The sequence below is a fragment of the Aquimarina sp. 2-A2 genome (assembly GCF_045505135.1).
GTDB lineage: Bacteria > Bacteroidota > Bacteroidia > Flavobacteriales > Flavobacteriaceae > Aquimarina > Aquimarina intermedia.
Genome location: NZ_JBJKFI010000005.1, coordinates 130588 through 143699 on the forward strand (window position 1 = coordinate 130588; position 13112 = coordinate 143699).

The window sequence follows — 13112 nt, forward strand, 5'->3', positions numbered from 1 at the left end:
TTTTGGTAACAAATTGAGTATTTTCACGTCTTATATAAGTAACTAATCTTAAATTAATAATTAAATGAGTACAAAATTTAAAAGTTTGTATTTTTTGCCTGTACTTTTGGTAGCTTTTGTAAGTTGTAAAGATGACGCCAAAAATGAAGGTAACAAAGACATTGCTCAGGTAGAAAAAATACCTGGAATAGTTCTTGAAAATATGGACACTTTGGTAAATCCAAAAGAAGACTTTTACAATTATGTAAATGGTAGTTGGATGAAAAACACTGAAATTCCGGAAGACAGAACACGTTGGGGCGGCTTTGGAGTTTTGAGAAAGCAAACAGATAATGATGTGTTAGAAATCATTAAGGAGGCTAAAGAGAAAAACGCATATGCAGAAGGAACAGATCAGCACAAGGCGTTATTGATTTTTGAGTCTATAATGGATACGGTCGCACGTAATGAAGCAGGTGTTGCTCCATTAATGCCGACTTTAGAAAAAATACAAAACATCAAGACTATTGAAGATATTCAAACTGTTTTGGCGACAGAAACTGCGGCATCTGCACCGTTTATGGGATTTGTATCTTTTCCTAATTTGAGCAATAGTGAGATCAATGCAGCTTACGTATCGACAGGAGGTCTTGGACTACCGGATCGTGATTACTATTTGGATCAAGATGCTAAATCAAAGGAAATCAGAGGACAATATGTTGATCATATCACACGTATGCTTCAGTTTGTTGGTGATACAGAAGAAGAAGCACGTAAGACTGCAGAAACTGTTTTGACTATTGAGACAAAATTAGCAGAACCTCGCTTGGATAAAGTGGAGAGTCGTGATACGAGAAAGTTCAACAACCCAAGAACAATCAAGGAACTTTCGGCAATGACTCCGGCGGTAAATTGGACAAAATTTGTAAAGGACTTGGGGATAACTAAAACTTTGGACACCGTTATTGTAATGCAACCAAAGTATATGAAAGCACTTCAAACGGTATTAAAAGATACAAGTATTGAAGATCTTAAACGTGTGATGCGTTGGTCAACTGTTAATAGTGCTGCGGGTGCATTGTCTACAGAGATTGATCAAGCAAATTGGGAGTTTTATGATAAAACACTTAACGGTGCTATTAAGCAACGACCTTTAGAAGAAAGAGCATTAGCAAGAGTAAATGGTTCAATAGGAGAGGCAATTGGTCAACTGTATGTAGATGCAAAATTTCCGCCAGAGGCAAAGGCTAAAGCAGAAAAAATGATTGCTAATATTATCAAAGCTTATCAAAAGCGTATCGAAGCGTTAGAGTGGATGAGCGATAGTACAAAAGCTAAAGCAGTAGAGAAACTTGATAAATTTACGGTAAAAATAGGGTATCCTGATGAATGGGAAGACTATTCAAAATTAGGAGTAAAGACAGGAAATTCTTATTTTGAAAACAGAACTGCTGTTTCAGAATGGGCATTCAAAAAGAATATGGAAGAAATTGGCGAGCCAGTTGATAAAACTGAATGGGGAATGTCTCCGCAAACAGTAAACGCATATTTCAATCCATTATTCAATGAGATCGTTTTTCCTGCAGCAATACTTCAGCCACCTTTTTATAACTATACCGCAGATGAAGCTGTAAATTATGGTGGAATTGGTGCTGTAATTGGTCACGAAATTTCGCACGCATTTGATGATTCCGGTGCTAGATTTGATGCAAATGGAAACCTTGTAAATTGGTGGACAGAGCAGGATTTGAAGAATTTTACAGAACGCGGTGATGCACTGGCAGAACAATATAGTGCTATCGAAGTAATGGATAGTGTATATATCAATGGTAAATTCACATTGGGTGAGAATATCGGTGATCTTGGTGGAGTTCTTGGAGCTTATGATGGATTGCAGATGTATTATGCAGAAAATGGTCGTCCAGAGAATATCGATGGCTTTACTCCGGAGCAACGTTTCTTTATGTCATGGGCTACTGTTTGGAGAACAAAAATCAGAGAAGATGCATTGCGTACGCAGATCAAAACTGACCCGCATTCTCCGGGAATAAATCGTGCTATACAGCCGTTACTTAATGTGCCTGCTTTTTATGAAGCTTTCGACATTAAAGAAGGTGATAAAATGTACTTGGCACCAGAGAAGAGAGTACAAATCTGGTAAGTAGATTTTTTAAAAAAAAACTTATAGCTAAACCCCACATACGTGGGGTTTTTTGTTTAGTAACTTAACCAAACTATTTGTTTTTAATTTCGTTAAGAAGTAAAAAAGCTTTATTTACAAAGTCTTTTTCGAGGAATAGGGTAAAATAATTCGAAGTTGAAATAATTTCAAACACCGGAATTCCTTCATATGCTAGCAGTTTAAAAATATAGAAATATAACCCTACGGTTTTGGAGTTGTCCTCGGGTAACTCAATAGACATTGATGATAAATTGTCTGATATCGATATACAGGTCTCATTTTTAAAATGATTCTCCACAACCTCTTTTAAAGAAGAGGATACCAAAATATTACTTTCTTGAAAATTACTTGAGTATGTGAAATAAGTCTTGCTATTATCCTTGACAGCATTTAGTAAATTTGACTGACTAGTCAAGATACTATTAGAATTAAGAAAAGTATATTCAGTAATTCCCGATCGAACTACAATATCACCCAGATTACGCAACGAGTGGGATTGTTTAATTCTCTTTGGAGAGTATCGTCGCAGTGCCATGATAATTGAACCCGGTTTCACCTTCTTACGTAAAACTTTTTCAACTTGCGGAGTCAAATCGATAGCAAGAGAACTGTAGTTAATAATATCTCGGGAAAGTGCATCCTCAAGAAAAGGTTCGTGTCTTAAAATATCATGTACACAATCAGTAATGGTTTTCATTTGTTATATATTTAACATATTGTGCAAATATATCTATTTTATTGTAAATTCTTTATTTCAAGTGTAATTATGATTAATTATGCAGCATAAATCGTAGGCTATGAAAGTTTTAAAATTTGGAGGAACCTCCGTAGGATCTGTTGAAAATCTCAAGCGAGTAACTGATATCATTAGCAGAGATAACGAAACTAAGATAGTAGTTTGCTCAGCAATGTCTGGAGTAACCGATCAACTGGTGCGACTGACCGAGAATATCAAATTTGCGGATACTGTTGCAATAGCCAAGAATTTGGATGCATTAGAAAAAAAACATTTTGATTTAATAGCGCAGCTGATTCAGGTAGAGACTTCGAGAAACTTGTTATATGATAAAGTTTCAAGAATTATTACACAGCTATTCGATATCTCTTGCCAACCCTATTCTAATGAGGTAAATTCTTTAATTATTACGAGTGGAGAAACTTTGTTAACTGAAATTTTTGCAATATTCTTAAAAGAATCCGGTTGTTCCGTACAGTTATTATATGCCAAGGACTTTATGTATGTGGAGAGTGCAGATCAACCTAATATTAATAATGTTGCACGAAAACTTCATGAACAGATTGAGGATCTTCCAACAGCGACAGTGTATCTGACACAAGGCTTTGTATGCCGTAACAGGGAAGAGAAGATTAGTCACCTCAAAAGAGGGGGTAGTGATTATACAGCAACGATTATAGGCGCTGCAACAAATGCTTCTGAGGTTCAAATATGGACAGATATTGATGGTTTGCATAATAATGACCCGCGCTATGTTGAAAACACACACCCAATCGCACATTTAACTTATAATGAAGCTGCAGAATTAGCGTATTTTGGAGCTAAGATCTTACATCCGCAAACGGTATCTCCTGTGGTAGATAGAGAAATTCCGGTATTGCTCAAAAACACATTTAATCCAGATGCACAAGGAACGGTAATTTCTAATGCAATAGGAACAAAGGGGCTGAAAGCAATAAGCGCGAAGGATGGTATTACCGCTATTAAAATCAAATCAAATCGCATGTTGATGGCTCATGGGTTTTTGCGCAGAATCTTTGAGGTGTTTGATAAGTTTGAAACCGCAATAGATATGATCACTACCTCAGAAATCGCGATATCACTAACGATTGATGATACTAAAAATTTGGAAGAGATTATCAAGGAGATCAAGCAATATGCACATATAACTGTTCAGGAAGATTATAGTATCATCTGTATTGTGGGAGAAGCTGTAATTGATGATAAAAACACGTCAAAACTGTTTGATATTTTAAATCATATACCTGTTCGAATGATTTCCTATGGAGGAAGCAATAATAACATTTCTCTTTTAGTAGAGAAAGAAAGAAAAATTGAAACCTTACGCTTCTTAAATGCTAAGCTTTTTGACGCAGCACCACTTATAAGCGCTAACTAATTTTGTTTGTTTTGTACTTGAGTACTAAGACCGGTTGTAGGGATTGAATTATGCTTTGCCAAAGTGAATTTATCTACCGGTCTGGTCTCAAGAGTATTTTTAATTATATCCCCCTTAAAAAAATCATCAACTTATATGGTTGTTTTACGAAACTCTTAATTAATTTATTAATTAAGAATGTTGTTGTTTAAATTTTATTCTTTAGATTAGTACTCTATTAAAATTTTAACGAATAAATTGACGTTAATTTTGATTCATTGTTTTCCACCCCACCGTATTCTTGTTGTTACCTGATTTATTATTGTAGTATTTTAAATTATATGTCTTTGAATGTCATTAGGTTTTTGTTTCCACTCATCTTATTTTTTCAATGGCTCTCTATTCAAGCTCAAGTGAGACCTGTTGAATCGATAAATTATACTTGGTTTGATGAAATGATTGGCATTGAAAATACTAATATTTTTAATGGTGAAGTTTATCAACCCGAATATTATCCACTAAAAGGGGAACATGCGTACTTTAAGACTGACAAGTTTACTAAAGGTTTTATCGAGTATGATGGACAGAAATATTATAATCAAAATCTTAAATACGATGTATATAAAGATGAAATATTGGTGAAATTGGAGAGAGGTTATGGAGAAGCAATAATAAAACTGGTAAAAAATAAAGTAAGCAAGTTTGAGTTGTTAGGTCATTCATTCAAGTTATATAACGTGGATAATGAGTCAAAGGGTATCAGTTTTGTAGAAATCTTAAACACTTCTGAGCGGCTTACACTCGTAAAAAAACATTCAAAGACTAAAGTCAATAAAATTAAACAGAGAACGCTTTTTGAAAGCTTCAAACCAAATAGTAACTATTTTATTATATACAAGAATAAATTTTTTGATTTTAAGAAAGATAGATATCTTTTAAGAATTTTTCCACAATTAAAAGATGAAATCCAAGAAATTCTTCGAGATAAGTCCGATTTCAAGTCAATAGACAAAGATAGGTACCGTTTATTCTTAATAGAACAGATAGAAAAACTTGAACTAGAAGATCAAAAGATATGACAAGAGTTTTATGTACACTTACTTTGTTTTTATTATCTGCTTTCGTTTTGGCACAAGAAACTGAGTCTTCAAAAATTTCGATGAAATATATAGATGAGCCTTTAATTACAATTTTAAATAGGATAGAGGATCTTACAGGGGTGTATTTTTATTATAACGCGGAGTGGTTGAGAGATTATACAATAACAGGAGAATTGTCGGGAAATGATATAAACTCTAGTCTGACAAAGCTATTGAGCTCGACAAATCTGAATTTTTATAAAATGGACGGGGATAAGATATATTTGACTCAAAATAATATTATCTACGATTCGTTACCGGATAATTTTTTCCAAAAAAAAGCTGATGATAATGAGTACAAAAAAGAAAACCTAGGTTCAGAGGTTTTTTTTGTCAACAACAAAACTAGTAATGTCAAATTCGTAAAAATCGGCAAGTCTCAAATTGGCGTAAAGAAGAATTCTTATAATTTAAGTGGATATGTTAGGAACACAGAAGACGGTAGAGCTATACCTAATTTACCGATAACATTTAATCAAAACAGCAAGTATGTTATTACTGATATAAATGGTTTTTATCAGATTAATCTTCCTTTCGGCAAGAATGTATTACGTATAAATTCTTTAGGTAAAGAAATGATTGAAAGAAACATTTTATTATATGCTGATGGTACATTAGATCTTGAGCTTAGTGATAGACTTGAAATGCTGGATGAAGTTGTTCTTAATTCAAAAATCGAAAAGAATGTACGGGAATCAATAACAGGTAAAACAGAAATAGATATAGAACAATCAAAGAATATTCCATTAGTTTTAGGGGAACGCGATGTCCTTAAAGTAGCTACGGCTCTTCCTGGAATATCAACAGCTGGAGAAGGTGCATCGGGATTTAATGTACGAGGTGGTAAAACAGATCAGAATTTGATTTTACTTGATGAGGCAGTAATGTATAACTCTCAGCATTTTTTTGGTTTGTTTTCGGCATTGAATCCATTTGTATTAGGTGAGGTAGATATTTATAAAGGAAGCATTCCGGCAGAATATGGAGGAAGGTTATCGTCAGTTTTTGATATCGAAACGAAAAAAGGAAATGTGTCAAAATTGACAGCTGAAGCTTCTGTTGGTCCTGTAACTGCTAATTTAGCAATTGAGGTCCCGGTAGTTAAAGAAAAATCTTCAGTAGTCTTAGGAGGTAGAGGTGCTTATGCCAATTATATTTTGAAATCCTTAAATGAAGAATCTTTAAAACGAAGTCAAGCTTCATTCTATGACGGAATAGCATCATATCATCACAAAATTGATGATAAAAATATGTTAAAAGGCACTTTTTATTACAGCAATGATAAGTTTAGTATAACCTCTGATTCTCTTTTTGGGTATAGTAATCGTTTGACATCAATACAGTGGAGTCATCGATTTAGTGACAAGAATAAAACGGATATAAGTATTACTAACAGTAAGTACAACTTTACTATAGGTTACGATGCCGATAGTAACGCAAATTTTAATTTCGAATACATAATTCAAGAAACCGGATTAAAATTTAAAAATAATTTATCATATAATGACAAACTGGAATTTGGTTATGGGTTGTCAAGCAAATTGTACAATGTAGAGCCTGGTAGTTTGCAACCATTGAATGATTCTGAAATAGAAAAGCTTATCTTACCTAGAGAAAAAGGTCTGGAGTCTGCAGCTTTCTTATCTGCAAAGATTGATCTCAGCGATAGACTAACGGTCAATGGTGGTTTTCGTTTTTCAGTATATAACGCAATAGGTAAATCAGATCAATTTGTTTTCGAATCAAATCAGCCAAAAAGTATAGGTTCAATTAAAGACACAATGAGCTTTGGCAATAATGAGATTGTAAAGACCTACACGGCTCCGGAATTAAGAATTTCTACCAGATATCTACTTGCTAATAACTTATCTATAAAAGCTAGTTATGGCAATACAACACAATTTGTTCATACATTGTCTAATAATACAACCGTATCTCCAACGGACACATGGAAACTTTCTAATTTCAACATTAAACCACAAAGAGCTCATCAGATTTCTTTAGGAATTTTTAAAAATTTTAAAGAAAATTTATATGAATTTAGTATTGACGGTTTCTATAAAAGATCCAAAAACATTGTGGACTTTAAAGTAGGAGCAGAGGTTTTATTGAATGATGAGATTGAAACAGAAATCTTGCAAGGGGAAGGTAAGGCATATGGTATTGAAGTTTTACTTAGAAAAAATATAGGAAAGTTAAATGGCTGGTTGGGATATACATTCTCCCGATCATTTATTAAATTGGATAGTGAGTTTAGTGAGGAAAGAGTCAATAGAGGAAATTATTTCCCCTCTAATTTTGATAAACCTCATGATATAAGTGCTGTTCTGAATTATAAGTTTACTAAGCGCTTAAGTGTATCCACCAATTTTGTTTATCAAACAGGCCGACCAATAACTTTTCCTGTTGGAAATTTTAACTATGATGGAGCAGAATATGTAACTTATAGTGATAGAAATGCATTTAGAATTCCAGACTTTTACAGACTGGATGTGGGTTTAAACTTAGAGGGTAACCATAAACTTAAAAAACTAGCGCATAGTTTTTGGACGTTTTCGATTTATAATGTCTTAGGAAGGAATAATCCATACTCTGTTTTTTTTGTTACAAAAGATGGTAAAGTAGAGGCATTGCAAAGTTCGATTTTTTCTATTCCTGTTCCTACAATTACATATAATTTAAAATTTTAAATAATGACGTTGGCTGATAAAATTTTTATGGATAAAAGAAAGAAAATTGTCCCTTTTATAGTTGTTGTTACTTTATTATTCTATGGTTGCGTAGAACCTTTTGATATTGAAACTGAAAATTTTGAGAGTATATTAGTAGTAGACGCAAAAATTTCTAATGAACTAAAGCAGCACAGTATTAAGTTATCTCGTACTTTCCAATTAAATCAAAAATCAAGAAGTATTGAATCTAATGCAGAAGTAGAAATTAAAGATAGTCAAGGGAATAGCTATTATTTTGAGGAGAATGATGAAGGAGAGTACCTATCCGAAAGTATTTTTAGAGTCCTACCGGATATAGAATATACACTTAAAATTACCTTAGCAAACGGAAAGAAATATTCTTCAGAATCAGTCATGCCACCGCCGGAAGGAATTACAAGTCAAATGAAGGTTAATAGATTTGTAAATGATTTAGGAGAAGATGGTATTGGAATATTTGTTGATGGTGCTAGTAAAGATGAAAATGTAAAATTCATCAAATATGAATATACAGAGACGTATAAAATTGTAGCTCCATATTGGACACCTTTGGATATTATAATTGTTTCAAGATGGCCTCCTGTTTTTGATTTTATTCCTAAAACTACGGAGCAAAGAATATGTTACCGAACAGAATACTCAAATGATATAATCCAAGCCAAAACTACAGATGTTATAGACGGTAAACTTAGTGATTTTTTAGTTCGTTTTATAGCCAAAGATGACTCAAGAATCCTAAATCGTTATAGTATTGAAGTAAATCAATTCATACAAACTCAGGAGGCCTATTCGTTTTTTGAAACATTAAATACTTTTTCTAGTAGTGAAAATTTGTTTTCTCAAGTTCAAACAGGTTTTATTGATGGTAATATTCGTTCAGAGAGTGATGCAGAAGAGAAGGTTCTAGGTTATTTTGAAGTAGCTACAGTGTCGAAAAAAAGAATTTTCATAAATTTCAATGATTATTTTGATGGAGAACCACTGCCAAGTTTTCAAACACCTTGTGATTTTAATTCACCTTTGCCTGAGTTTAAGGGTCAATCTCCTTTAGTAGACGCATTGGATACTGGTTTGTATAAGTGGGCAGGAGAATATGAAGGTCCATATACCTTAGTGCCTAAGCCATGTGGAGACTGTACAGAATTAGGAAGTAATATAGTTCCGGAATTTTGGAAAGATTAAATAAAGTGATATGTATAGAAGTTTTCGTTTGTTGTCTTTAATATGGTTGTTATGTATTACATGTCTTTTTGGACAAAAAGTTGTAAAGAGTGACTCGAATGTAGCAATTTTTAATAATTTATCAAGTGAAAACATCTATGTACATTATAATTCTTCTTTACTATTTTCGGGAGAATACTTGTATTATAAAGTTTATTGTCTAAGTTCTGCAAAAACTAGATTGAGTGATGTTAGTAAAATTGCATACCTAGAAATTATTGATTCCGATTATTCTACCGTATTAAAACAAAAAATAGTACTGACTAATGGGTCGGGGCAAGGAGATATTTTCATACCTGTGTCGATACCTTCTGGTCAGTATAAGATTATTTGCTATACAAATTGGATGCAAAATTTTGAAATAAATTTTTTTGAAGGCACATTAAATATATTAAACCCTTATCAGGTAGGAGAGGCAAATAAAAACTTTGAAGAAATTAAGGACACCTTAGTTTCCAATCAATCAGTGGAGTATTTTTTGGATTCAGAACAATCAGGTAAAGAGATAGTTTTGAATTTAGATAAAGATAAATACGAGTCTAGAGAAGAAGTTTATCTTAATATACTTTCTGATGGGTTATCTAATCCAGAAGGGGACTATTCTATTTCGGTGATTAACCAAGATGATATTTTAAATTACTTTCCTCAATCTTTTAGAGATTTTACTAATTCAAAAGAAATGAGTGAGAATAAAGTCTTAAAGAAGAATATCAAAGATTCAATCAGTTTGCCAGAATTGAGAGGAGAGATTTTATCTGGACGCGTCGTTATAAACAATGACAAACCGAAAGAGAATCTAGCTGGAAAAAAGATTCTTTTAACTTTTCCCGGCCACCAATATAATATCGGGTTGGCCACTACAAACACCAAAGGAGAATTCTATATTAACATCCATGAACTGCAACACAATGAAGAACTGTATGTGCGAGAATTAGGGTATAAAAATAATCAAAATATTTTAATGGACTTTACTAATAAAATTAACATTGGTAAAATAGTTTTTGACACTTTACGTATCACATCAACAGCTAAGGCTGCGTTATTACAAAGGAGCGTTTATAATCAAATTGATAACGCTTATAACAGCATTAGGCCTGATTCTACGATGGTAATTAATGAAATTTCAAATTTCTATGGAGAAGATTTTGAAAATTATAATTTGGAAAATTATTCGAGATTTGAAACTCTCAAAGAAACCATAGTTGAAATTATAGAACATGTATGGTTCAAAGTTATCGAAGAAGATAAAATAATTCTACAAGTTGATATTAAAAATGACACATATAGATCTGTAAATTTATTACCAATGGTTATAATTGATGGGATGCCAGTAAGTGATCACACCAAATTATTAAACTTAAAAGCTGCAATAATAGAAACGATTAATGTTGTAAGAAAAAAATATTATTTTGGATCTCAAATTTTTCAAGGAATTGTTGATATAAAAACTTTTGATGGGAATTATTATAAAGATTTTGCAACAGAATATGATATTAAAAAACCTTTCATAACAACTACGATCCCTAAAAGGTACTATAATCAAACATATACAGAAAAGACCAGGCAACAATTGGCGCGTATTCCTGATTTTAGAAGCCAGTTATTATGGATGCCAGAACTCAATTTGAAAGCAGGAGTTAATGAAATACGCTTTTTTACTTCAGACAGAAAAGGTAAGTTTATCATCTCTCTCGAGGGTTTGACAAAAAAAGGCGAAGTAATATCTCTTAGAAAGAGTTTTGAAGTCAAATAAATAGCTATGATTGTTTTTTTTTAATGCTTATTTAACATATTTGGTTATTTTAGTGTAAACTTTTAAAACCATGCTTATTAAAGTCTACGGCAGCGCTGTTTTTGGCGTTGAAGCCACCACGATTACTGTGGAGGTAAATATCAATAAAGGAATTGGATATCATCTTGTGGGATTGCCCGATAACGCGATTAAAGAAAGTAGTTTTCGTATCGCTGCGGCACTTCAAAACAACGGATATAAACTACCCGGGAAGAAAATAACTATCAATATGGCACCTGCTGACTTAAGAAAAGAGGGCTCAGCTTATGACCTTACGTTGGCTTTGGGTATTCTATCTGCAAGTTCTCAAATTAAAGCAGAAACTATCGCTAATTATGTTATCATGGGGGAGCTTTCCTTAGACGGTAGTCTCCAACCGATTAAAGGCGCCTTGCCGATAGCGATAAAAGCGCGAGAAGAGGGTTTTGAGGGGTTCATCCTTCCTAAACAAAATGCTAAAGAAGCAGCAATTGTCGATAATCTAAAGGTATATGGCGTTGAGAATATTCGGGAAGTTATTGATTTTTTTGACGAGAAATGTGAATTAGAACAAACCGTGGTAGATACGCGAGAAGAATTTTATGCAGCATTAAATAATCCTGAATTTGATTTTGCTGATGTCAAAGGGCAGGAAAGCATTAAAAGATGTATGGAAATAGCGGCAGCGGGCGGACATAATATTATTCTCGTTGGACCACCCGGCAGTGGTAAAACGATGCTGAGTAAGCGATTACCGAGTATTTTGCCTCCAATGTCTTTGCAAGAAGCCTTAGAAACTACCAAAATACATAGCGTAGTAGGCAGGGTCAAGGAGAATGTTGGGTTGATGGCACAACGACCGTTTAGGAGTCCGCACCATACCATATCTGATGTAGCGTTGGTGGGTGGCGGAGCGTATCCACAGCCGGGAGAGATTTCCTTGAGTCATAATGGAGTATTATTTTTAGATGAATTACCAGAATTTAAACGGAGTGTTTTAGAGGTCATGAGACAACCTTTGGAAGATCGGGAGGTTACTATTTCACGGGCAAAATTTACGGTCACCTACCCATCAAGTTTTATGTTGGTAGCAAGCATGAATCCGAGTCCGAGTGGCTATTTTAATGATCCTGATGCCCCGGTGACATCTTCACCGGCAGAGATGCAGCGCTATTTAAGTAAAATCTCAGGACCTTTATTAGATCGAATTGATATACATATAGAGGTGACACCTGTACCCTTTGATAAACTAAGTGACGAACAAAAAGGGGAGTCAAGTGTATCGATAAGAGAACGTGTTACAGCAGCGCGTGATATACAGACAAAGCGCTTTGACGAACTCGCAAATATTCATTACAATGCGCAAATGGGAGTGAAACAAATTCGTAAATACTGTGCTTTAGAGGAAGATTCAAAACAACTTCTAAAAACTGCTATGGAACGATTGAATTTATCTGCAAGAGCTTATGATAGGATTTTAAAAGTGTCAAGAACGATTGCTGATTTAGAAGGGTCAGAGTTAGTGAATGGCACCCATATATCAGAAGCTATCCAATATCGTAGTTTGGATCGTGATGGCTGGTTAGGGTGATAAAGTCTTATGGATCAATATATTTATTTTGTGCTGATTAATTAAAAGGGAATATTCCCCTTTATTTTGAGATGCTACAAATTTATTTATTGTAAATTTGAATTTTTGCTCAATATGAAATTGTATTTAGTAATTTAAGATTTTTCAAAATTAGTTTGTATAAAATTGGGGAGATTAGCCCTTTTATTTAATTGAATTTACAAGGATAGTATATCTCCTTACTTCTTCAAATTTATTTTAGTAATTAAATTTAGCAAAGTTGAGAGAAATAATTTTCAATAAATTTCCATATTTCATTTGCCGGGACCTATTTTTATTTATTACTTTAAATGCTAAAGTGTCGATAAACGTTCCTATATTTGTTTGGATAGTTGTTTAGTTTCTTTTTATAATTTGTGACTTTT

At 33.4% G+C, this 13112-nt stretch carries 8 protein-coding genes; 7 read left to right on the plus strand and 1 reads right to left on the minus strand.

All coding sequences use genetic code 11. From position 1 onward, the window contains the following. The first annotated feature begins 64 nt into the window (after positions 1-64). Positions 65-2140 carry a M13 family metallopeptidase gene (locus tag ACJRPK_RS12725; RefSeq protein WP_407140430.1) on the plus strand — a complete coding sequence of 692 codons (2076 nt, stop codon included), beginning with the start codon at positions 65-67 and terminating at the stop codon, positions 2138-2140. Positions 2141-2213: 73 nt separating this feature from the next. Here the strand turns inward: ACJRPK_RS12725 and ACJRPK_RS12730 are convergent, their stop codons facing one another. Beyond that, positions 2214-2858, minus strand: coding sequence for a hypothetical protein (locus ACJRPK_RS12730; RefSeq protein ID WP_407140432.1), 645 nt, complete (start codon positions 2856-2858; stop codon positions 2214-2216). 100 nt (positions 2859-2958) lie between these two features. Here ACJRPK_RS12730 and ACJRPK_RS12735 point away from each other — a divergent pair, with 100 nt between their 5' ends. From ACJRPK_RS12735 to ACJRPK_RS12760, 6 genes are all read left to right on the plus strand, one after another. Beyond that, the gene (locus tag ACJRPK_RS12735) at positions 2959-4296 is read left to right on the plus strand and encodes an aspartate kinase (RefSeq protein ID WP_407140433.1); all 1338 of its coding nucleotides are present in this window, start codon (positions 2959-2961) and stop codon (positions 4294-4296) included. A gap of 320 nt (positions 4297-4616) precedes the next feature. Next, a complete protein-coding gene (locus ACJRPK_RS12740; RefSeq protein WP_407140435.1) occupies positions 4617-5354 on the plus strand; it encodes a hypothetical protein in 738 nt (245 codons plus the stop codon). After that, a complete protein-coding gene (locus ACJRPK_RS12745) occupies positions 5351-8104 on the plus strand; it encodes a carboxypeptidase-like regulatory domain-containing protein (RefSeq protein WP_407140437.1) in 2754 nt (917 codons plus the stop codon). Before ACJRPK_RS12740 ends, ACJRPK_RS12745 begins: the two co-directional genes overlap by 4 nt. A 3-nt stretch (positions 8105-8107) precedes the next feature. Beyond that, positions 8108-9307: a DUF4249 domain-containing protein gene (locus ACJRPK_RS12750; protein WP_407140438.1), complete on the plus strand. Its 1200-nt coding sequence runs from the start codon at positions 8108-8110 to the stop codon at positions 9305-9307. A 10-nt stretch (positions 9308-9317) separates the two neighbouring features. Then, positions 9318-11099 carry a hypothetical protein gene (locus tag ACJRPK_RS12755; protein ID WP_407140439.1) on the plus strand — a complete coding sequence of 594 codons (1782 nt, stop codon included), beginning with the start codon at positions 9318-9320 and terminating at the stop codon, positions 11097-11099. A gap of 70 nt (positions 11100-11169) precedes the next feature. After that, positions 11170-12708, plus strand: coding sequence for a YifB family Mg chelatase-like AAA ATPase (locus ACJRPK_RS12760; RefSeq protein WP_407140440.1), 1539 nt, complete (start codon positions 11170-11172; stop codon positions 12706-12708). Positions 12709-13112 lie beyond the last annotated feature (404 nt).

Bases quoted from the DNA above. Each gene is read 5' to 3' on its own strand.
- ACJRPK_RS12755 (WP_407140439.1), top strand. From the start codon at position 9,318: ATGTATAGAAGTTTTCGTTTGTTGTCTTTAATATGGTTGTTATGTATT.
- ACJRPK_RS12740 (WP_407140435.1), top strand. From the start codon at position 4,617: ATGTCTTTGAATGTCATTAGGTTTTTGTTTCCACTCATCTTATTTTTT.
- ACJRPK_RS12760 (WP_407140440.1), top strand. From the start codon at position 11,170: ATGCTTATTAAAGTCTACGGCAGCGCTGTTTTTGGCGTTGAAGCCACC.
- ACJRPK_RS12745 (WP_407140437.1), top strand. From the start codon at position 5,351: ATGACAAGAGTTTTATGTACACTTACTTTGTTTTTATTATCTGCTTTC.
- ACJRPK_RS12735 (WP_407140433.1), top strand. From the start codon at position 2,959: ATGAAAGTTTTAAAATTTGGAGGAACCTCCGTAGGATCTGTTGAAAAT.
- ACJRPK_RS12725 (WP_407140430.1), top strand. From the start codon at position 65: ATGAGTACAAAATTTAAAAGTTTGTATTTTTTGCCTGTACTTTTGGTA.
- ACJRPK_RS12750 (WP_407140438.1), top strand. From the start codon at position 8,108: ATGACGTTGGCTGATAAAATTTTTATGGATAAAAGAAAGAAAATTGTC.
- ACJRPK_RS12730 (WP_407140432.1), bottom strand. From the start codon at position 2,858: ATGAAAACCATTACTGATTGTGTACATGATATTTTAAGACACGAACCT.